The following is a 21,373-nucleotide window of genomic DNA, read 5'->3' as shown; positions in this document are numbered from 1 at the left end:
GGAAATGCCCCTCCAACTTTTGTAAAGCGCGTTAGTATTTTTCGGAATACATCGGCTAGGTCTCTGAGGAATTCCTTTTAGAATAGATATCTTGAATGATTGAGCGGGGTCTATCCTTCACCTCCTCCAGGATCTGCTTAACATAAAGGCCCATGAGCCCCGTAAAAACAGCATTCAAGCTGAAGAAAAAGACCACGACAGCCATGAGTGACGCCCATCCGTCTTGGACCGGTCCGATCAGTGCACGCACCACAACGAACCCGCCGTAGACGATCCCTAAGAATGCCATCATTAAGCTGAAGCACAGCATTAATATCAGTGGCTTGGCTGAAAACGTCGTGACGGCAAGGGCGGTCAGAGCAATCCGCCTTCCTAGCGAGTAGGTCGTATCCGAGGTGCTGGCTTTGATAAAAGGGAACGATGCCTGGGGATAACCAACAAGAATGCTTAGTGGAACGAAGACGGGGTTTTTGTCGCGAAATTTAAGTAGAGCGGATACATAGCGACGGGTCATCAACCGCATCGTTGATACGTTCTGGGGTATGCGTACCTCGCTTAACGCGGAGAAAAGCCAATAAAAAAGGTGCCCCGATATCCGCTCCATCCGGCCGCCTTTCCGACGTTCCTGCAGCCCGTACAGACAATCAACAGCTTTTCCCCGCAAAATCTGCGCCATTTCCGAAAGCAACTCGGGAGGCTCCTCGAGATCGCTGTCAATCAGGAATATTAGGTCGCCTTGAGCATGCTCCAAACCCACGAGCATCGCTTTATGATGTCCGAAATTTCTGCTCAAGCATAATAGCGAGATCCGAGCGTCGCGCTCAACCCAGTTTCGCACGATGTTCGCCGAAGCGTCCGGACTGCCATCATCGACAATCACGATTTCCACGTCATCCGACACCGCCTCTCCCGCCGCCAAGGCACGTTGGATGAACTCATCGATTGTGTCCATTGACCTGTATAGAGTGGTAACAATGGATAACTTGCGTGTCATGGAACTCATTTGACTTTCGGCAACCGAGACTTGAACCAGTCGCCAACTGAACGAAATTCATCTAGGCCATAGCCCAGTATTTTCTTTTGCTGCTCGGTAAAATCTGGAGCTTCACCTAGCACAGAAGGAATATGGAACTGCTGACGCAGCATAGGAATCGTGAAGACGTGATTAATGGCGCGACGATTTTTATCAGTCTTATTGGTGCTGCCGGCGTGATAAACCATGCAGTCCAAGACAATGAACGTCCCCCGCTTGACGGTGAGATGGGTCTCCAAACGCCGAACAACTTCGTCAGGTGGAAACGCTTCACGATGATGTGTTCCAGGGATCACGCGCGTGGAGCCATTTTCGATAGTGAAGTCGTCTAATGCAAAGAGTGCATTGATAGCGAGCGGCCGAGAGCTAGTGAAATGCTGATACGGAAGATCTCTGTGATACTGGGCTTGGTGGTATTTGCTTTGGTGGCCGCGGTTTATCAGGCCGTTCACCTGGTTCAGGATGAAGTAACCGCCGAGGAGCCGCGACAATAACGCATGAAGTGGCCGATTGAAAACGACCTCCCAGAAATTGGGGCACACCATCGGAAGGAGGCGAATCGTATCACGCTCATTGATCTTGCTAAGATCATAACCTCGGTCTGTTGCCTCGGTATCGTATTCCAACTCCGCTCTATTGAACAACTGCGAGAGTTCATCGAGCTGAGCCCCGGCCAATCCGGAATCTAGCGTAGTGTACCCCAGTAGCCTGACCTCCTCCGCGAGGATGTCGTAAATGTCGTTTGCTTCGGTTGTCGTAATAACGCCGTAGCGAGAAATTTCCGTCATAGGGTGGCATCCTGCCTTGCAATTTCAAGAGAATGAAAGATCGGAACATCCTCCGATCCAAAACGATCTCGGATAAGCGACCAGCTTCGCTCATGCACAGCCGCGATCAGGGGCATTCTTGGAAAGCTCAAGAAGTCTTTGACCGATACAACAGGTTTACCATAGAAATCCGCCTCTACCGGTTGATCCCTGACAAAAAACTCTGCGTTTTCGATCACGGACGGACTATAGGCGTGAAGAAGATCCGAATACTCACCCGTGCCGAAGATGCCATACTTCCGGCCCTTAAGCACCCGGTTGGTCGCGTCTCGTATCCTGCTCCAGGTGTTCACATACTCGGCGCGCTCCTGAGAAAGAACGGCGAAGCCGCGGGTCTGACTTTCAAGGTCAGCGTCACCGCACTGCAACAGGTAAATCCTAAATCCCTGCAGGCTGCCCGTTAAGCGGGAGTTCGCAACCATCCGCAGGTTTGCACCCGCTACAATCATTGCCAAGGAAGCGGACGTAAAGTTGGATATATGATCGTAAAAGAGCAACTCCGACCCTACGATTTCTCCATCCGGACAAATGACGACAATGTTCCCCGTTTTATCAATGGCGCGTCGGCATGCTTGCAGAAAACCGAGGGGATTACGTGTGTGCTCTATCACGTTAACGGACAGGCAAAGATTGTAGCCGGGGGGGGGGGCCTCGAACTGCTCGGCAAAACCCTCGTGGATGGAAATTCGACCTCCCACGTTTGAACGCGCATTCGCAGCTACCCGGGAACTAGGCTCCACTCCGGTTGAAATTTGAGCGCCAAGCCTATTGGTCAGATGACCGAGCAACGTACCGCTGCCGCATCCAAACTCTACGATTTTGGAAAAATTGGCTTCATTCCCCAGATGATGAATCAAGAAAGCTTCTATCTGTCGGCTATATTCGGCGGAGCGCGCAGCGTCCGCCACCGCGTCTCGCAGGCCGATCGAGTAGTCGGCGCTATAAATCTCTTTTATTTGCTCTTCTGAAAAACTCTGGGTGTGAAAGCCATGGCCGCAGTTGTTACAAGAACAGCGCCTAAGAGGATTCGATACCACCTTGCCGTCGCTAACCATCGAGCGGGCTGCATGCGGAATAGGTAGATTTCTACAATCTGCTGATCCACATGCGGGACACCTAGAAATATATTCCGTCAAGCGAAGTCCCCCGCAGTGCTTGCTAGCGGACCGCAATAACGCAATTTTGTCACCACGCGCAAGCCTTAAAAATGCGGAGGATTGGCGCCGGTATCCGGTACGCTTTCTTCTTTCTGCACACCCGCACCAATGCTCCAAAAGGCGGTGCGGCACCGGAAACCCACGCCAAGGTTCAAATGTTAGTCAACTCATGATACCTCTTCCAAGGATCAAAACTGCCCCACGCTATTTACATCGCAACCTCCAGGCTTCAGAGAGCGCCGATCATCCACCCCCGGTACCTTGTTCGCGGGAGTTGGCAAGAGTGTCGAAACACCTCCAGCGGTGCCCAATCATTTCCGCCACTCTCAAAAGCGCAACTCACCAGCGGACCAGAAATTTGGCGCTGTGAAGGTTTCATTTCAGGTACCTCATGTAATCTCGCGTGTCCCTTCCACAATTAAAGAGAAGATCGAGGATCGTCACTCCATGAACGAATTCACCCCAGAGCTGAGGGTATTTAGGATAGCCGGCATAGTCGAACCAGGTAAGCCTAATTCCTCGTTCTTCAAAGACTCCTTCATCTACATAGTCTTTTGCCGCGGGGCCAGATACGTACTCTGTGCCACCCGCTTGAGCACAAAGCGCAGCCAGACGCTCTGTCTTTCCTTCCACTAACGTGTAGTCCCATGAATGGGAAATTATAGTTTGGATTGAGAGATAATTACAGATTGCTTCAATGAATCGGCGATTGAGCGGCGAAAGGTGACTTGGCGGTTCATTCAGGTAAAGAGGCTCCAGCCACACAGCGATTTCCTCAAAGTGTGCAGCACGACGATAGTTCTGGATCAGGCTCTTCCAATGGGCGTTGGCCCATTCGGTGCCTTCTGTCTCAGTTTCTCTGATTTTCTGGTGGTACTTTCCCTTTACCTGAACGGGGACTGTGAGCCATTGAATCCCCTGAGGCGTCTTGATCTGATTACGATTGCGCCAATCACGTCGCGTATATTGCATGTCGTCGTAGAGGATAAACTCATCCACGGCAGCGATCATATCGAAATAACCCTTCCACGGGATATAGTTTGACTGGACGATAGCCACCTTCTTCACTTCATTTCCTTCCCTCGAATGGCTCGGCAGGCGTTCAAAGCCTCACTCGCTGCCGTCGGTTTGTAAAGCTCTTGAGTACGGATGGCATCATAGCCGCCTGCGCCTGCGGCTGCACATCATTGTTTGTTGGGAGATCGTCAACGCGCCCGATCGGGGCATCCTGGGAAATGTACAATAAGAGGCTGAAAGAAGTCATCAGCGCCTTTCAGTGGGTTCGCCCTGTCTGGTCAAAGTAGTATGGTGACAGTTCAAGAAGATTGGCAGCGCCTGCTGATCGTCCATGGCCTGACCAGAGTCTCGGAACAATCAGATGGTATGGTTTCGCGTCTTGATGAGCCCCGCGATGATAGGAGGCCGATACGGCGGCGCGCTCTCGAAGGAGCACTGGGTTGAACTGAACCAGCTCACGTTACAAGGGCAGCAGCTCGACGGTTCGCAGGGGCCGCCGACGAAGGACGATAATCCTCGTGACCACGAGGGTTTTAACAAGAAGCGGAAGGAAAAAAGTCCTTTTGGGCCATCGCAGAAAAACGGTTCAGGATTAGCGAACTCGCCTCCCAGTCCTGATGAAAGGTGATTGTATATGGACAGCCGCCCCTCGAACGTCGGCAGTCCGCTAAAACTTCACTTCGCAAACCAGTCGTCTGTCGCTCGCCATATATTGGCCCCGCAGTAGCAAATCCACGCTGGGTAGCGGCTCCACGTACTGACGATAAATGAGGGTCTCACCGCTTGAATGTTCGTTTTCGCTAAGGTAGCTGACCTGCTGGCGAAACGCTTCAAATTGGCAGCCCTCCTTTCCGATTACGCCGCGCCTGAAAGCCACAGTGTGCCCAAAATAGACCCGGTCCGATCTGTGAGCAGCTAGACGTTTTCCGTCCTCGGAGAATATTGGAAGAAGCTGTTCGAGGCCGTCCTTGGTCTTCTTACTGAGGGTAAACCAGTTCTCAGCCATCCGAAGATCGGTAGAATTAAACACATTGATTGGACCGACCCCGTATATACCTGCTGCGTCGGTCGGCGCCGCAACGGATCTTTGGATTTTCCGCAGGACCGTCAGATCGTTCTTGACCAGATACGGCAGAGGAAGCGAGATAACAAAGCATGCCAGCAAAATAATCACATGACAGAAGACGGTGGAGATCGGGTCACCCGGGACGATGTCCTTGTGGACCATCTGGCCCGTTGGCAACAGCGTATACTCTGGCTTTGGCGTAGGGATTTGACAGACGCCGAACATCCTCGTCCGACGCTCGGCAACGAACCTATACACTGCCGGTCCTCCCAAATATCGACCGACTATGAGCAACGGATGAAGCGGCAGCAAAAGGAATACGTGCTTCGATAAAAGTACATAGAACTCGTAACCTTTGACGGCATTCCCGCTGCTGACGTCGACAGCGTAAAGGTCCTTTCGTGCATCATCTGGATCGATGCCGACTTCGATAAGCCAAGGAATGTTCTTGGACAACGGCTTAAGGTGGATCCGCCTGAAGAGATCGACGGCCTTTACGAACGTCACGGTTCTATCGCACAGATTGCAGCGGTCATCGTACGCCACCTGAAGCCTGTTTGCGCCACTGATGAACGTCTTGGTCCAAAACAAGGCGGCCACGAACAAGAACTCGAATTGGGCTAGCCACCCGAGCTGGAGGACGAATAGGCTCAGCCCGAAGAACAGCAAGCCCCACACGATTACATATTTGCGAAACACTCCGCCGAGCAGCACAAACGGAAGCAGCAAAAGATACCACGGCAACATCGCCCAGAGTGATACGCGCGCCAGCAAAACCGGGATCGGGCCTTGCGAAAGCAGCCAGCTAAACTCACTCGAATATCTGGACATGAAGTTATTGGTGAGCAGCAGTGGGCCAGCCGAACCTGACATCCAGGCAGGCTCGCCCAAATGGATCGAAAGCGAGTACAGGCACACGCACCAATAACAAGCGAGTGTCATCAACTTTGCGAGCTGCAGCCCGGATTCACTTGGCAAACCGTTGTCATAGTAGAAGGCTGAGATGACCTTGCACGCGAACGTGCTTCTTTTCATAAGCAGCCGGTCCAGCGAAAAATTCGCTCCGGCGTTTGTGAATATCAGAAGCACTGAAAGCATCGCTGCGATCCAGTTTCCCAATGTGGATGTGCGGAGCAGTATGTCTCCCATCTGCCACTGAAAAACGATCAGGTACACGAGAGCGTACTGCGTCAGCAGACCCGCTGCCACTAAGACGCCGCAGAGCAAGCCCATCATGGCAGTCAACCAAATCCATGGCTGCCCCCAGTCCGAAGGCTCAAGATAGGAGATTATCCAGAAGGCGCGCTCGATCATGAGGAGCCCAAATACTATTCGGATCAGCGCGAATTTCGGTGCTTCCTCCTCTGGATTTGATACGAAGCCCCCACGTCTAGAGAGCCAATCCGCAAGACCACTTAATGCTACTGCGGCCTTCACTCTAACTACGGGGTGGATGCCGAGTACGAACAAACCGATCAGCAGCGGGAAAAAGCCGAAAAAGCGCTTCGCGAACCAGTCCCAAGTTCCGGTAAGAGCGACCAGGGAAAGAGCAATAATGAATATCAGGCTGGTTACGAGGATCCCTTTGCTGCGGCGCACGTTTGAAAGGGACTCCACGCCCGCTGATATATCCGTCGCATCAACCATGCCCAACCGTCGCCTTCGATGTCTTCGCTAAGTCTCATTAGAGGCGTACTGTCCAGCGCCCTGAGATTAGCGCCTCCTGCCCCATGACCTCTGTCCAAGCGAACGCTTACTTTAGAATCGAGCGAAGCTCAAGGCACGCCCGCGGAAGCCAATCGCCGCCAAGTGGCCAAATGCCGCAAGTAAGCCGGACTGGTGGCGAAGTCGGCCGGGATCGGGCCCTTACTCTCTAGATCTTTACTCAGATCCTCCTTCTTTGATCCATATCGATCGCCACTACGATGCCCAGGGTTCGAAATGGCGACAGCATGTGCAGGTCATGCCCGGCTTGCGCGGTCTCTCGATCACAGACCATCTTGGTGCAGGTGTGAAACCGGGCGTTCAGTTTCCCCTCTTCAGATGGGACAATAACCTCTCGCTCTATTTGGCCGCTGCCTATCCCAAACTGCAGACGTTCCGATGCATTACCCAACATGACGGTGACAAACCTCTTTCCGAGGGGATGATGGAACCGACCCTGAGGATCTGCCGCAGAATTCGACTGGCTCGAGCGTGGCCGATCGGTAAACGGGGCGAAGGCACGATGCCGCAAGCTCTCCGTTCCGACCACCTCTCGCGGGGCACGTCCCCTCTCCCCGTCAGAACGGGGGTCCGCAGGACGGCTCGAGACCAGTGGCTAGATCCAGGAAAGGTCAGGGTGAGGGGCAAGCCATCGACGCGAACCGGACAGCGGTGGCACAAGGCCGAGGATGACGCCGAGTAAGAAACGACGTTGATCAATAAGATAAGCCGGTGAAGAGATTCACCGGCTTCAAGCAATCTTAAACCTGTGTGACCTTAGTCGAGCGCGGCCGTGACGATGAACTCGACCTTGTACTTCGGCGCAGCAAGCTTGGCTTCGCTGGTGGCGCGGGCCGGAGGATTGGCCGGATCGATCCAGGCTTCCCAGGCAGCGTTCATCTCGGCGAAATAAGCGATGTCGGAGAGATAGACGATCGTCTGCAGGATCTTCGACTTGCTGCTTCCGGCGGCCGCCAAGAGGCGGTCGACTTCGGCGAGCGCAGACTTGCACTGATCGGTGACGCTTTCACCCTCGCCGACCTGGCCCGCCAAATAAACCGTGTTGCCGTGAATGACGGCGCCGCTCATGCGTGCGCCGACGTCGATACGCTTAATGCTCATTATCGTCTCCTGAGTGAATAGTAGGTGGCGGCGCTGCGGAGCAGCGCCCGAAAATCGGCGGCTGGTGCGACGCTCAACTGCGGATATGGTGGGTCTTCTGGTAAATCGCCGTCGAACGCGCGCCCGAGCGGCAATATCCGAGCATCGGCCGCGGGAACTCGTCGAGCGCGTCGACCATGCCCTGCACCGCCTCTTCGGTCACGCCCATCGGTCCAACCGGCACATGGGCGATATCGAGTCCGAGCTCTTTGGCACGCGCCTCGATGACGGAAAACGACGTTTGGTCGGGGCTTTCATGGTCGGGGCGGTGGCAGACGATCGATTTGAAGCCCAGCGCCTTGATCTCGTCGAGATCTTTGAGCGTGATCTGTCCCGAAACCGAATATTCATCGTCGATCTGGCGAATATCCATCGTCTTGTCTCCTCATAAGTCGTGGGCTGAAGGTCTACGACGGGAGGCTGGCGAGCGTCAACAACACTTCGCTTACACGAATGCGAAGGTGAGCGCATAGCTGCGGCTCTCGCCGGGCGCCAGCATGTTGAACTCGCCGGACGCCTCGAGTTCGTCGCGCAGGACCCATCGATGCGAGACGGGCTCGATGCCGATGACATGTGCCGGCGCATTCTGGTTTCGCCACACCTGCAGATAAGGCAGCGTATCGGCGCGGAAGCGCACGCGCAGCGTCCTGCCGCCGATTGCGGCGATGGGACCAAGCCGGACTTCCGCAAAACCCTCGTCCGTCGCGGGCGCCGGAACACAGAAGATGCCGCCCGGCTCTTCGCCGAAGGTCCAGGGAAAGCCGCCGTTCTCCAGCATATACCCTTCGAGTCGCGTGCCCTCGTCCAGCCATTTGCCGCCGGTGTTCATATGATACATCAGGAAGGTCGGCACCGTCTCCTCGCTGGTGTTGACGACGCGGTCCTCGAGCCACACCTCGCCGGTCACGCCGTCGATCCGCCAGAGCCGCTCTATGCGATGCGGAAGCCCCTCGATGGTTACGATGTCGACATCGGCGCGGCATTCGGCATTGCCATTCTCGAACTTCGTCCAAAGCACCTTCGCTGCGTGGCCGGAGGCCGATCCGTGCAGCGGATAGACCTTGCCGTCGCCCCGGCCGGCGATTAGCTGGCGATGGCGGATATGGTCCGGCCCGCAGGTGAAGAGAAAGCCCTCAAGTGAGTGATCGATTCGCGGATCGCCATCGTCGGGAATGGCTCGTTTCGGCGCGATATCGACGCCTTCGACGATACATCCCCCGATATCCAACACCGATGTTTCATCCAGCATCAGGCGCGGCCCGCTTGCAGCGGCAAATTCGATCATCTCGGGTCTCCTCGGGGTTATCGGCCGCCGTAGCGTTAGGTTTCGCGCCGTCTTTCGTCAATCGGCGCCTTTCGCCTCTTGCGCTTTTGCCGCAACCGTGGATTTTGCGGAACTGACACAAGGACGCAAACGTTTATGAGTAAAAGGAAATCTTAGTGATTTTCATATTTTGTTCAGCACGCTTTCATAAATTCCACACTAGCGTCAAGATTCGCGGGTGTGTGTCTGCCCAGTACTGTTCGAGGTTTGAGACGTGAGTCGCTTTTTGAAATCGGCATTCTCGGTTGCCGCCGTCCTGGCAACCCTTGCGCTGGCAGCACCCGATGCAAGTGCGCAGCAATTCCGCGACCGCCGCCAGAGCGATATTGTGCTGGTCACGCCGAACGGTGAAATCCTCGATTATGTGCCCCGCGGCTTTGCCTATGCCCGCGACCGCAGCGGCAATCGCGTGCTGATCGACGCCTACGGCAATATCGTCGCCACTGAGATGCGCGCCCGCGGCTATTATTCGCAGCGCCCCAGCCCGCGCGAGGTCTATTCCGACCAGTACGGCAATGATCCCTACTATGCCGACGATCCGTATGGCGATACGCGTTATTCCGAGCGCGGCGCCGTTACCGGCGGCATTCCGCGCGACGCAGCGATCGAGCGCCTGCCGCTAGGCGAGCAGCCCTATCCGGACGACAACAGCATCGGCAACCCGCAATCGGGCGAAGATTACGCCTCAATCGATCCCGACCAGCAGATCCCGCCCGCCGACGCGCCGACGACCGCGCCCGAAGAACCCGTCATTACGCTCCAGGGTAAGTCCAAGCTCGAGATCGTCGCACTGCAGGTCTTCCTTGACCGCGCCGGCATCTCTCCTGGCGTCATCGACGGCCATATGGGTTCGAACGTCACCAAGGCGATCTATGCCTATGACCAGATGACCGGCTCCAAGCTCGATCCAAACAACACCGACGCCATTCTCGAAGAACTCCGCATGACAGGCGGCCTGCCCGTCGTAAGCTACACGATCACACCAGCCGATGCCGCAGGCCCCTTCGTCGCCCAGATCCCGGAAGATTATGCGCATAAGGCGATGCTGCCGTCGCTTGCCTATACCTCGACCACCGAAATGCTGGCCGAGCGCTTCCACATGGATGAGGCCTTTCTTAAGGAAATGAACCCGGGTGCCGATTTCAGCGTTCCCGGCACGGTGATCAAAGTGGTCAATCCCGGCGAACCAAAAACCGGCGAAGTTGCCCGCATCATCGCCGATAAGGGCCGCAAGCAGGTCTTCGCATATGACGGCGCCGGCAATCTGTTGGCCGCCTATCCGGCGTCGATCGGCTCCGCCGACACACCCTCCCCCTCAGGTACCGTGACAGTCGAGCGCGTCGCTCTCAATCCCGGTTATACCTACAATCCGAAGATCAATTTCCAGCAGGGCGCCAACGACAAGATCCTCAACATTCCCCCGGGTCCGAACGGCCCGGTCGGCACCGTCTGGATGGCGCTCTCCAAGCCGACTTACGGCATTCACGGCACGCCCGATCCTTCCAAGATCGGCCGTACCCAGAGCCATGGCTGCATCCGCCTGACCAACTGGGATGCCACCGAGCTTGCCAAGATGGTTAAGCCCGGCGTGACGGTAGAATTCGTGGATTGACGAAGACGCGCGCGGATCGCCGCCGCCCGCCGTTTGACACAACAATCTAGTGCCGCCCGCGGCGGCAGTTCAAATTTGCTTCTCCTTTCCCAAAGTTTGGAACCTGAAAGCACGCCAAAGAACATTAAATCTGTAGATTTTCCTTCATAACATTTGTGGAGGTCCTATGAAATCGCTTGTTCGTTTAGCTTTGAGCACTTTGGCAGGTTTAGTAGCGGTCGCAACGGCGCAGGCTGCCGATGTGTCGGAAATTCGGGTGGACTGGGCAACCTACAATCCGGTCAGCCTCATCCTGAAGGATGAAGGAATTCTGGAAAAGGAATTCGAAAAAGACGGGATCAAGGTAACGTGGGTGCAGTCCGCCGGCTCCAACAAGGCGCTGGAATTCCTGAATGCCGGCTCCCTCGACTTCGGTTCGACTGCGGGCGCAGCTGCCCTGATCGGCCGGATCAATGGCAACCCGATCAAATCGGTCTATGTCTATTCACGCCCGGAATGGACCGCTCTGGTCACACGCAGAGATACCGGTATTGCCAAGGTCGAGGACCTTAAAGGCAAGTCCATCGCCGTGACACGCGGCACCGATCCGCATATTTTCCTGGTCCGCGCTCTCGCCGAGGCGGGTCTGACCGAAAAGGATGTTTCGCTTGTTCTGCTGCAGCACGCGGACGGCCGCCTGGCGCTAAAGCGGGGCGATGTCGACGCATGGGCCGGCCTCGATCCGATCATGGCCTCCGCCGAGATCGAAGATGGCGACGTACTCTTTTATCGCAAGCCCGAGAACAACAGCTGGGGCGTGCTCAACGTGCGCGAGGAGTTTGCCGCCGCCCATCCCGATATCGTCAAACGCGTGCTTGCATCATACGAGAAGGCACGTGCCGAAGCCCTGAAAGATCCGGCCAAGCTCAAAGAAGCGCTCGTCACCGCCACCAAGTTGCCCAATACTGTGATCGACCGCCAGTTGGAGCGCACGGATCTCGGCTACTCCGTCATCGGCGATGCACAGCGGGAGACGATCGAGGCGGCAGGCCTCGCCTTGCAAAGGGCCGATGTCATCAAGGCGGATGTCGATGTTACCAAGACCGTATCGGCGCTGATCGACCCCAGCTACGCCTTTGCCGCCCTCGGGCAGTAACGCGATAGGAAACATGTTCCATGTCGTTGGTCGACATCGCGCTATCATGGCGCAATACGGAACCAGCAAGGGAGACCCGGCAGCGCCGAGTTTCGCCTTTCGATCATCCGATCGTCGGTATGCTCTTTCCAGTTACATTGTTTGCTGCCTGGGAGATCCTGGTCCGCACAGGTATAGTCGGAGGCCGTTTGATGCCGCCGCCTTCGAAGATTCTGTTTACCGTCTATACGCTCGCAGCATCGGGCGATCTCATAACGCATGTGGGCGCGACGCTGCGCAGAGTGGCGATTGGTTTTACCTTCGGCTCTTTGGCAGGAACAGCGCTCGGAGCGCTTACCGGATACTCCAGGCTGCTCGCACGCTTGCTCGATCCGACGCTGCAGGCCTTGAGAGCCATTCCCTCGATTGCCTGGGTGCCGCTGTTCATCCTGTGGTTCGGCATTTTTGAGGCCTCCAAAGTCGCCCTGATTGCCGTCGGCGTGTTCTTCCCGGTCTATCTCGGGGTCTACGGCGCCGTTGTCGGCGTCGACAGGCGCATCGTCGAAGTCGGCCGCGTCTTCCGCCTTTCAGGGCTGGAACTCATTCGTCTGATCCTGCTGCCAGCCGTCCTTCCGGACTTCGTTCTTGCGCTCCGCGCCGGCCTCGGCCTCGGGTGGATGTTCGTGGTGGCGGCGGAATTCATGGGCGCGTCGGAAGGCCTGGGTTATCTTCTGGTGGACGGCCAGCAGCTCGGAAAGCCGGATCAGATCCTCGCTGCTATCTTGATCTTTGCCATCGTCGGCAAAGCGACCGACAGCCTGCTTCTGATTGCGACTTCGCCGTTCCTGCGCTGGCGTGACAGCCATAGGAGCGGAATCTGACATGCTCGATATCAGCTCTCTGTCCAAGATCTATCCCAATGGAACGCATGCGTTGCAAGATTTTTCTCTTAGCATCGCAAGGGGGGAGCTGGTTGCGGTCATCGGCGGCTCGGGTTGCGGCAAGAGCACTCTCTTGAGGCTGTTGTCGGGCCTGGAAGCGCCCACACAAGGCGAAATCAGCCTGGAAGGACGGCGGCTGACGGAGCCGGACCCGCTCGTGAATATCGTCTTCCAGGAACCTCGCCTCTTTCCCTGGCTGACGGTTGCCGACAACATCGGTTTCGGCCTGCGCCATCTGCCAAGCAGCGAAAGTGACGAGCAGGTATCGGCTGCCCTGGAGAAGATCGGCCTTCGTGGTTACGAGAACCGCTGGATCAAAGAACTGTCCGGCGGGCAGGCTCAGCGTGTGGCCTTGGCGCGCGCGCTCGTGACAAAGCCCGCCGTGCTGTTGGCGGACGAACCCTTCTCCGCACTCGATGCGATGACGCGCCTCGAACTCCAGGATCATCTGCTCGACCTCTGGCGCGCAAATGCCACGACAATGCTGCTGGTCACGCACGACATCGAAGAGGCGGCTTTTCTGGCGGACCGTGTGGTGGTGATGCGTCCCTGGCCGGGACGCATTCAAGAGGTGGTCGATGTAGGGCTGCCGCGGCGGCGCAATCGCATGTCGGGTGAACTCGCCGCAGTCAAAAGGCGTCTGTCGGGCCTTCTGGCTCATTCTCTCAACGATAGCGGCGGCACGGCCATCGGCTGAAAAGCGAAAATGCGCCGCGGACGGACCGGACGCATTTCCCTAGAATGCGGAAAATTTTCAGGCCGCGGTCGCCATGTGGGTCGACGCCGTAAGCCTGACCGGCAGCTTGCGCATGATCTCCTCGGCAAAACAGGTGGCGTTCTCGCGCGCCTTGTCGAGATTGCTGACACGCGTGGGGTCCATGGTCTGCAGCGTGCCGCCACAGTCGAAGATATCGCGGAAGGCGGAGCGTTCGATGATCGCCGTATCCAGCACCGGCACATGCCGTTCGCTCAGGAGCGATTTGACGAGCTGCAGCGCCCGGGTCGTCACCATTGAGTTGACGCGGGTCAGCACCACCGAATGACCGATCCTGATGCCGGCCTTCTCGTCCAGATACTGCAGAAGTTCGAGCACCTGCGCGCCGCCGCGTGCATCCATCGCACAGCCTTGGATCGGGATCAGCACGTGGTCGGAGAGGCCGACGGCGGTGGCGAGCAGAGGATTTCGCGCGCCCGGCAGGTCGACAATGAAATAGTCGGTATTATGCTTGTTCTCGCTGATATGCTGCGGCAGCGAGGCGGTGGTGACGAAATCGATCACAGAGATATTGGGCACATGACCAGAGATCTCGTGCCAGCGCGTAATCCAGTGTTGCGGATCGGCGTCAAGAATGGTGACGCGATAGCCCTTGCGGGCAAGCTCAGTCGCGAGCAGGAGAACAGCGGTCGTCTTGCCGGCGCCGCCCTTGGTATTTGCGAATGTAATCACTGGCATGTTCGGTCCTCGGGAGGAAAATGGCACGAGCCGGCATCGCTCTTTTGCGCACTGTCAGAGCATCGTGCGGTTAAGCCATCCTTTACAATCATGGTTAACAAATTCCGAACGCGCCCGCCCAAATTGCAGCCTGTACTTTTCGTATTCCTAAAATTGGGGACGCCGAAAAAGAAGAAAAAGCCCGGAAAGCCGAGCTTTCCGGGCCAATCCGCAGGTTCGCTCTCAAGGCTCAGAAACAATCCCTGAAAAGCGCCTTGGTATTTTCGAGCGTCATCGCGACAGGATTGCCGCCGGCGCTCGGATCTTCGATCGCCATGGCCGACAATTCGTCGATACGGTCGGGGGCGATTCCCATCGCCGTCAGCGTCTCCGGCACGCCGAGATCGGAGCGGAGCTTCAGCACATAGTCATAGAAGCCGTCGAAACCGCCCGAAATGCCGAGATAGGCCGCCGCGCGGCTGATCTTCTCCTCGATTGCCGCACGGTTGAAACGCAGCACCGCCGGCATGACAACCGCGTTGGTCATGCCGTGATGGGTGTTGTAGACGGCGCCGATTGGATGGGACAAGGCGTGGATTGCGCCGAGCCCCTTCTGGAAGGCGACCGCGCCCATGGCGGCGGCGGACATCATATTGGCGCGAGCTTCGAGATCAGTGCCTTCCCTGTAAGCTCGTGGCAGGAACTCCTTGACGAGACGCATGCCTTCAAGCGCAATGCCGGCCGACATCGGATGATAGAAGGGCGAGGAATAGGCCTCGAGGCAATGGGCGAATGCATCCATGCCGGTTCCGGCGGTTATGATTTTCGGCATGCCGACCGTCAGTTCCGGATCGGAGATGACGACGCCGGGCAGGAACTTTGGATGGAAGATGATCTTCTTCACATGCGTTTCGGAATTGGTGATCACGCTGGCGCGCCCGACTTCCGAACCGGTACCTGCCGTCGTCGGTACGGCGACGATCGGCGCAATGCCCTCGAGGCTCGCGCGCGTCCACCAGTCGCCGATATCCTCGAAATCCCAGACGGGCCGCGTCTGGCCGGCCATGAAGGCGACGCACTTGCCGAGATCGAGGCCCGAGCCGCCGCCGAAGGCGACGACGCCGTCATGACCGCCATCCTTGAATGCCTTGACGCCGGCGTTGAGGTTCTTCTCGTTTGGGTTCGGGTCGACCTCAGCGAAGATCGCCCGGCCAAGGCCTGCATCTTCGAGGATGTCGAGCGCGTTCTTCGTGATCGCCATTGAGGCAAGGCCGCGGTCGGTGACGAGCAGCGGCTTCTTCATGCCGAGGCTCTTGCAGGCGTCGGCCAGTTCCTTGATACGGCCCCGGCCGAGCTTGACCGATGTCGGGTAGCTCCAGTTTGCGGTGATGTTGCTGCTGCTCATGCTGTCACTTTCTTCAGGTGGAAGGATTTCGGACGCGTCAGATTCTGGAAGCCGATGATCGACAGCGAGCCGCCGCGGCCGGTCTCCTTGACGCCGGTCCAGCAGAGCGCCGGATCGAGATAGTCCGCTCGGTTCATGAAAACGGTGCCGGTTTCGATGTCGCGGCCGAGACGCGCAGCCCGCTCGACATCCTTGGTCCAGAGCGAGGCCGTCAGCCCGTACTGGCTGTCGTTCATCAAAGCGAGAGCCTCCTCGTCGCTCTTCACCTTCATGATGCCGACTGCCGGACCGAAGGTCTCTTCACGCATGAAGGCCATGGAATGATCGACAGCGACGAGGACCTGCGGTGCGAGATAGGCGCCGCCATCGTCCTGAGGGAAAAGCTTGGGATCGACAAGCGCCTTGGCGCCCTTGGAAACCGCATCGGCGATCTGCTCGCGCACCACCTTGGCGAAACGCTTGTTCGCCATCGGCCCAAGCGACGTCTCGGGATCGAGCGGACTGCCAAGCTTGTAGTTCGACACCCAGGCAACCGATTTCTCGACGAAAGCGTCGTAGAGCGATTCATGCACGTAGACGCGCTCGATGCCGCAGCAGCACTGGCCGGAATTATAGGTGGCGCCATCCATCAGCGTGTCGACGGCCGCATCGAGATCGGCGTCTTCCATGACGTAACCCGGATCCTTGCCGCCGAGCTCGAGGCCGAGGCCGGTGAAGGTGCCGGCGGCGGCCCGCTCCATCGAGCGACCGCCTTCGACCGATCCGGTGAAATTGACGAAGTTGAAGCTGCCGGCAGCAATTAGTGCCGACGTCGTTTCATGATCGAGAAAGACGTTCTGGAATACGTCGTCCGGAACACCCGCCTCGACGAAAGCCTGTACCAGCCGTTCGCCGACGAGCAACGTCTGCGAGGCGTGTTTCAGAACGACCGTATTGCCGGCCATCAGCGCCGGCGCGATCGTATTGATCGCCGTCATATAGGGATAGTTCCACGGCGCGACAACGAAGACGACGCCATGCGCTTCGCGCTCGATGCGGCGTTCGAAACGGTCGCTTTCTTCGACGACGAGCGGGGCGAGCGCGTCAGCCGCGATCGAGGCGACATAGTTGGAGCGCTCGTTGAAGCCCCTGTATTCGCCGCCGTACTTCACCGGCCGCCCCATCTGCCAGGCAAGCTCCGGCACGACGACGTCCGACATCTCGTTCAGCCGCGCAACTCCTTTCAGCACGAGCTGAACGCGCTCTTCAAGCGGCCGCCTCGCCCAGGCCTTCTGCGCCTTGCGGGCGCGCGCCACCACATCCTTGGCGGCATCGAGCGAAAGCGCCGGACGCTCCGCGTAAACCGATCCGTCGACCGGTGAAATGCATTGGATCATTGCCATGATCGATTTCCTGTCCTCGTATCATTTCAAAATTGGTGGGCGACAGCCCCTCATCCGCCTGCCGGCACCTTCTCCCCGCAAACGGGGCGAAGGGGATATGCCGCAACCTTTCGGTCCCCCCGCAACGTCTCGCATGGCAAGTCCCCTCTCCCCGTTTCTACGGGGAGAGGGTTAGGGTGAGGGGCAACCCCGCGAAATGCCTATTAAGCTCTTTCGAAACCGCGCGCCACTTCCCAATCGGTGATGCGGCGGTCGTATTCCTCTTGCTCCCATTCGGCAGCGCGGGTGTAGTGGTCGATCACCTCGTCGCCGAAGGCTTTGCGCAGCATTGCCGATTCCGTCATCGCAATCGCCGCCGAACGCAGCGTGCGCGGGATCTCCCGAATGTCCTTGCCGCCATAGGCGTCGCCGACGAAGGGGGCTTCGAGTTCCAGCTTGTTCTCGATCCCGTCGATGCCGGCGGCGAGCAGCGCTGCGAATGCGAGATAGGGATTGAGATCGGAGCCGCCGACGCGGCATTCGATGCGGATCCCCTTCGTCTCCTCGCCGCAAAGGCGATAGCCGGCGGTACGGTTGTCCTTGCTCCAGATCGCCTTGGTCGGAGCGAAGGTGCCGGCCATGAAGCGCTTGTAGGAATTGATGTAAGGCGCCAGGAAATAGGTGATCTCACTCGCATGGGCGAGAAGTCCGGCAACGTAATTGTGCATCAGCGGCGACATGCCGTATTTGCCGGTATGGTCGAAGAATAGCGGCTTTTCCTCAAGGCTCCACAGCGACTGGTGGATATGGGAGGAGCTACCGGCGGCATTGTAGTTCCACTTGGCAAGGAAAGTGATGGCTTTGCCCTTCGACCAGGCAATCTCCTTGCAGCCGTTCTTGATGATCGCATGGCGGTCGGCCATGGCGAGCGCATCGGCATAACGCACATTGATCTCCTCCTGGCCGGCCGAAGCCTCGCCCTTGGAGTTTTCGACCGGGATGCCGGCGCCCTGCAGCCCGGTGCGGATCGCCCGCATCACCTCTTCCTCCTTGGTGGTCTGGAAGATGTGATAATCCTCGTTATAAGCGCTGGCGAGCTTCAGATTGCGGTAGCCCGAGGCATGCGCCGCCTCGTAGCTCTGGTCGAACAGGAAGAATTCGAGTTCCGAGGCCATATAGGCCTTCATGCCCATGTCTTCGAGGCGCTTCACCTGTTTCTTCAGGATCGCGCGCGGTGAATGCGCGACTTCCTCGTGCGTGTGATGGTCGAGCACATCGCAGAGCACGAGCGCCGTGCCGTCGAGCCATGGAATGCGGCGCAGCGTCGAAAGATCGGGCTTCATCGTGTAGTCGCCGTAACCCTTCTCCCAGCTCGTCGCCTTGTAACCGGAGACCGTCTCCATCTCCATGTCGGTGGCGATCAGGTAATTGCAGCTGTGCGTCTCTTTCCAGGCGCTTTCGACGAAATATTCAGCCTGGAAGCGCTTGCCCATCAGCCGGCCCTGCATGTCCACCTGGCAGGCGAGAACCGTATCGATGCGCCCTTCGGCAACATCCTTCCTGAGATCGTCGATTGTATAGCTGCTGCTCATGATTGATCCGCCTGAAATAGGGATTGAAAAATCGGGGCAACGAAACTGCATACGCTCGGCCTGGTGTCGCGGCCTGATGCCTTTTCGTTGAACCGGTGGCGGGGCCGCAGGATGCGGCCCCGCCAATCGAGGGAAGTTCGTTTCTCAGGCCTCGCCGACAGCCGCCTCGGCGGCCGCGATCTCAGCCTGACGCTTGGCAATGGCGTCGCCGATCGGCGGACCTTTGAAGCGGCGGTTCTCGAATGCAAACCACACGATAGCGGTCAACACTAGGAAACCGACGGTAATTTCAAGCGCCCAGTCGTTCGGCGGCTGAATGCCGATGTAGAAGATCAGCGCCATTGAGAGGATAGCGAGGACGGCAACCACCCTGTACAGCCCCACTCCCATATTCCATGGCCCCATTGTCGGCCATTTCGCCGTTCCGATCGAAACGAGGCCGAGAGCGATGGGCACGACGAAGGACAGGAACAGGAAGATGACCGTGCACGACACCACGATCGAATAGGCCGGCGTCCCGGCAATGGTTATCGCCGAGGTAAACCAGACAAAGAGGACGGCGAGGATGGCGCCCGTCCAAATGGCCGCGACCGGCGTGCGGAAGCTCGGGCTGACCTTGGAGAGGGTCGAGGATGCCGGAAGACCCTTGTCACGCGAGAAAGCGAAGATCATCCGCGAAACCGAGGTGACGGTCGCAAGCCCGCACAGGAACTGAGCGACGAATATCAGCACGTAGAGAATGCTTTTGATCGTCGGGTTCACCTGCGACTCCATCGCCCAGAAGAACACGTTCCAGCCCTGCTTTGCAGCGTCGTCCATGTTCGGGATCATGAGCACGAAAGCACACAACATGAGATAGCCGAAGAGCGCCGACCAGAGGACTGAGGAAACCATGCCACGGGGCACGGAGACGGCTGCCTTCAGCGTCTCCTCCGACGTATGCGCCGAAGCGTCATAGCCGGTGATCGTATAGACTGGCAGCAGTAAGCCGAGCAGGAATGCCATGCCGGTGGTGACGGTCACTGGCCAGACCAGCGATGCACCTTCGGTGCCTGTATAGTTGGCGAAGGTGAAGAGCCGTGAAATATCCCAGCTCTGCGCAGCTGCCAGGCAGACGATCGTCAGGAGGATCGCCGTTGCAAAGATCAGATATCCCGAGAAATCTGTAAGCTTGGCGGTCAGGCCGATACCGAAATGATTGATGCCCGCCTGCAGGCCTGTGATGATCGCCACAAAGACGACTCGGTGAAGAAGCGTGTCCTCGATACCGAATTGCGGGCCGAAGGCACCGAAGAAGAAATAGAAGGTGCCGACGTTTATCGCGCCGAGCACGGTGACGAGCCCGAGCAGGTTGAGCCAGGCCGACAGCCAGCCGGTAAAGCGGTTGCCGAGAATTGAACCCCAGTGATAGAGGCCACCTGCTGTCGGATAGGCGGAGCCGATTTGTGCGAGGCCCAATGCGAAGATGAACGAGATTAGGCAGCCGAGCGGCCAGCCAATGCCGATCGCCGCTCCGCCTGCTCCCGCTGTTGCCTGCCCGAGCGAATTGATGCCGCCGGAAAGAATGCAGATGATCGAAAACGAGATTGCAAAATTCGAGAACGAGCTCATTCGCCGTTCGAGTTCCTGGGCATAGCCCATGGAATGCAGGATGTGAACATCCTGCTTCTTGTCCAATTCGGTATAATCCGACATGACTTCCCCCTGTTGACGATCGGCCGCGGGATTGCGACCGGTTCATTGCCAATAGTCCGCAGCATTTCGCCTTCGGACGTCCGCAGTTAGACTGCTCCCTCGGGTCTTCTTTTTATCAGGCGTCCAGGCTCTGCTGGAGCAGCCCTTTTATATAATCGGCCACGACCCCTTGGCCGACATCGTCTGCGATGAGGTCATTGCGGACCTCGATCATCACGTTGCGCAAGCCGTTCGAAAGCCCGTGCAGGATCAGCGTGTGGGTCACGCCGTCCTCAGGCCCGTAGGGCTGATTGCGTTCGGTTCTATAAAGCGGCGCTTTGGCCGCAGCATCAAGCATCCGATCGGCGAGCCAGCTATCCTCGTCATGCAATATGCCGAGTTCGACCAGCCGTTCACGTCCGTGATAGACCGGCGTGAAACTGTGCATCGTCACGACGACGCTGTCCCGTCCCTTTGCCCGGCGATCGCGGATCAGCCCGCGAATGGCGTCATGAAAGGGCACGTAGAGCGCGTCTGTGCGCGCAAGACGTTCTTCTGCAGTCAAATCCTTGTTGCCGGGAATGACATAGATCTCACTCGCTTCAGGCATGGCCCCCGGAGAGCTCGGCGGCCGGTTGCAGTCGTAGATCAGCCGGGAAAACCGCTGGTATACGAGTGTCGCATCGAGGCCTTCTGATATGCCGCGGGCGACCGAGAGAGCGCCGGGATCCCAGGCGATGTGGCTCGACAGCGCTTCTTTGGAAAGGCCGAGATCGCCGAACTTGGCAGGAAGCCTGTTTGATGCATGCTCACAGATGAGCATCACGGGGCTCCGGCCATCAACGCGCTCAATCCCGACGCAATCGCCGTCCGCTTCGCTGAGGATGTTCGGCCGGGCCAGCACCAAAGCCGCCACTCCTATCCCTTAATAAAATCTTTAAGAAAAGAATTCT

Annotated in this window: 19 protein-coding genes; 5 read left to right on the top strand and 14 right to left on the bottom strand. The window is 57.7% G+C overall.

Going from position 1 to position 21,373, the window contains the following annotated elements:
- Positions 1-55: 55 nt before the first annotated feature.
- The 4 genes from FFR93_RS10215 to FFR93_RS10200 form a co-directional block, all read right to left on the bottom strand.
- Complete coding sequence (locus FFR93_RS10215) at positions 56-1,003, bottom strand: glycosyltransferase family 2 protein (RefSeq protein ID WP_138393135.1); 948 nt, start codon at positions 1,001-1,003, stop codon at positions 56-58.
- Entirely contained in the window at positions 1,000-1,821 is an 822-nt protein-coding gene (locus tag FFR93_RS10210; RefSeq protein WP_138393134.1) for a phytanoyl-CoA dioxygenase family protein, read from the bottom strand. The genes FFR93_RS10215 and FFR93_RS10210 overlap by 4 nt, the downstream gene beginning before the upstream one ends.
- Positions 1,818-2,915 carry a class I SAM-dependent methyltransferase gene (locus FFR93_RS10205; protein WP_138393133.1) on the bottom strand — a complete coding sequence of 366 codons (1,098 nt, stop codon included), beginning with the start codon at positions 2,913-2,915 and terminating at the stop codon, positions 1,818-1,820. Before FFR93_RS10205 ends, FFR93_RS10210 begins: the two co-directional genes overlap by 4 nt.
- 477 nt (positions 2,916-3,392) lie before the next feature.
- The gene (locus tag FFR93_RS10200; protein ID WP_138393132.1) at positions 3,393-4,085 is read right to left on the bottom strand and encodes a WbqC family protein; all 693 of its coding nucleotides are present in this window, start codon (positions 4,083-4,085) and stop codon (positions 3,393-3,395) included.
- A gap of 310 nt (positions 4,086-4,395) precedes the next feature.
- Between FFR93_RS10200 and FFR93_RS10195 the strand changes: the two genes are divergently transcribed.
- On the top strand, positions 4,396-4,662 hold the full coding sequence (locus FFR93_RS10195; protein WP_138393131.1) for a hypothetical protein: 267 nt from the start codon (positions 4,396-4,398) through the stop codon (positions 4,660-4,662).
- 39 nt (positions 4,663-4,701) lie between these two features.
- On the opposite strand, the gene FFR93_RS10190 is transcribed toward FFR93_RS10195, so the two are convergent.
- From FFR93_RS10190 to FFR93_RS10175, 4 genes are all read right to left on the bottom strand, one after another.
- Positions 4,702-6,747: a DCC1-like thiol-disulfide oxidoreductase family protein gene (locus FFR93_RS10190; protein WP_138393130.1), complete on the bottom strand. Its 2,046-nt coding sequence runs from the start codon at positions 6,745-6,747 to the stop codon at positions 4,702-4,704.
- 834 nt (positions 6,748-7,581) lie between these two features.
- Positions 7,582-7,926 (bottom strand): RidA family protein, encoded by a 345-nt coding sequence (locus FFR93_RS10185; protein WP_064705620.1) that lies wholly within the window; start codon positions 7,924-7,926, stop codon positions 7,582-7,584.
- 73 nt (positions 7,927-7,999) lie between these two features.
- Entirely contained in the window at positions 8,000-8,338 is a 339-nt protein-coding gene (locus FFR93_RS10180) for a TIGR01244 family sulfur transferase (RefSeq protein ID WP_064705621.1), read from the bottom strand.
- Positions 8,339-8,410: 72 nt separating this feature from the next.
- Complete coding sequence (locus FFR93_RS10175) at positions 8,411-9,250, bottom strand: DUF4432 family protein (RefSeq protein WP_138393129.1); 840 nt, start codon at positions 9,248-9,250, stop codon at positions 8,411-8,413.
- Between the two features lie 253 nt (positions 9,251-9,503).
- Between FFR93_RS10175 and FFR93_RS10170 the strand changes: the two genes are divergently transcribed.
- From FFR93_RS10170 to FFR93_RS10155, 4 genes are all read left to right on the top strand, one after another.
- Positions 9,504-10,901, top strand: coding sequence for a L,D-transpeptidase (locus FFR93_RS10170; RefSeq protein WP_138393128.1), 1,398 nt, complete (start codon positions 9,504-9,506; stop codon positions 10,899-10,901).
- A 166-nt stretch (positions 10,902-11,067) separates the two neighbouring features.
- The gene (locus tag FFR93_RS10165) at positions 11,068-12,036 is read left to right on the top strand and encodes an aliphatic sulfonate ABC transporter substrate-binding protein (protein WP_138393127.1); all 969 of its coding nucleotides are present in this window, start codon (positions 11,068-11,070) and stop codon (positions 12,034-12,036) included.
- A gap of 20 nt (positions 12,037-12,056) precedes the next feature.
- Positions 12,057-12,896: an ABC transporter permease gene (locus FFR93_RS10160; protein ID WP_064705625.1), complete on the top strand. Its 840-nt coding sequence runs from the start codon at positions 12,057-12,059 to the stop codon at positions 12,894-12,896.
- Position 12,897: 1 nt separating this feature from the next.
- Complete coding sequence (locus FFR93_RS10155) at positions 12,898-13,653, top strand: ABC transporter ATP-binding protein (RefSeq protein WP_138393126.1); 756 nt, start codon at positions 12,898-12,900, stop codon at positions 13,651-13,653.
- Between the two features lie 57 nt (positions 13,654-13,710).
- On the opposite strand, the gene FFR93_RS10150 is transcribed toward FFR93_RS10155, so the two are convergent.
- From FFR93_RS10150 to FFR93_RS10125, 6 genes are all read right to left on the bottom strand, one after another.
- Complete coding sequence (locus FFR93_RS10150) at positions 13,711-14,409, bottom strand: ParA family protein (protein WP_138393125.1); 699 nt, start codon at positions 14,407-14,409, stop codon at positions 13,711-13,713.
- Between the two features lie 229 nt (positions 14,410-14,638).
- The gene (locus FFR93_RS10145) at positions 14,639-15,793 is read right to left on the bottom strand and encodes an iron-containing alcohol dehydrogenase (protein WP_064705628.1); all 1,155 of its coding nucleotides are present in this window, start codon (positions 15,791-15,793) and stop codon (positions 14,639-14,641) included.
- Positions 15,790-17,175, bottom strand: a complete 1,386-nt coding sequence (locus tag FFR93_RS10140; RefSeq protein ID WP_138393124.1) for an aldehyde dehydrogenase family protein — start codon at positions 17,173-17,175, stop codon at positions 15,790-15,792. Before FFR93_RS10140 ends, FFR93_RS10145 begins: the two co-directional genes overlap by 4 nt.
- 203 nt (positions 17,176-17,378) lie before the next feature.
- Positions 17,379-18,746 carry a glutamine synthetase family protein gene (locus tag FFR93_RS10135; protein WP_138393123.1) on the bottom strand — a complete coding sequence of 456 codons (1,368 nt, stop codon included), beginning with the start codon at positions 18,744-18,746 and terminating at the stop codon, positions 17,379-17,381.
- 144 nt (positions 18,747-18,890) lie between these two features.
- Positions 18,891-20,441, bottom strand: a complete 1,551-nt coding sequence (locus FFR93_RS10130) for an amino acid permease (RefSeq protein ID WP_064705631.1) — start codon at positions 20,439-20,441, stop codon at positions 18,891-18,893.
- A 115-nt stretch (positions 20,442-20,556) separates the two neighbouring features.
- Positions 20,557-21,327: an N-formylglutamate amidohydrolase gene (locus FFR93_RS10125; protein WP_138393483.1), complete on the bottom strand. Its 771-nt coding sequence runs from the start codon at positions 21,325-21,327 to the stop codon at positions 20,557-20,559.
- Positions 21,328-21,373: the final 46 nt, after the last annotated feature.

This window comes from Rhizobium sp. MHM7A (assembly GCF_005862215.1).
Lineage (GTDB): Bacteria > Pseudomonadota > Alphaproteobacteria > Rhizobiales > Rhizobiaceae > Rhizobium > Rhizobium bangladeshense.
The sequence above is the reverse complement of the archived record's forward strand: the minus strand, read 5'-3'. Positions and strand labels throughout refer to the sequence as shown.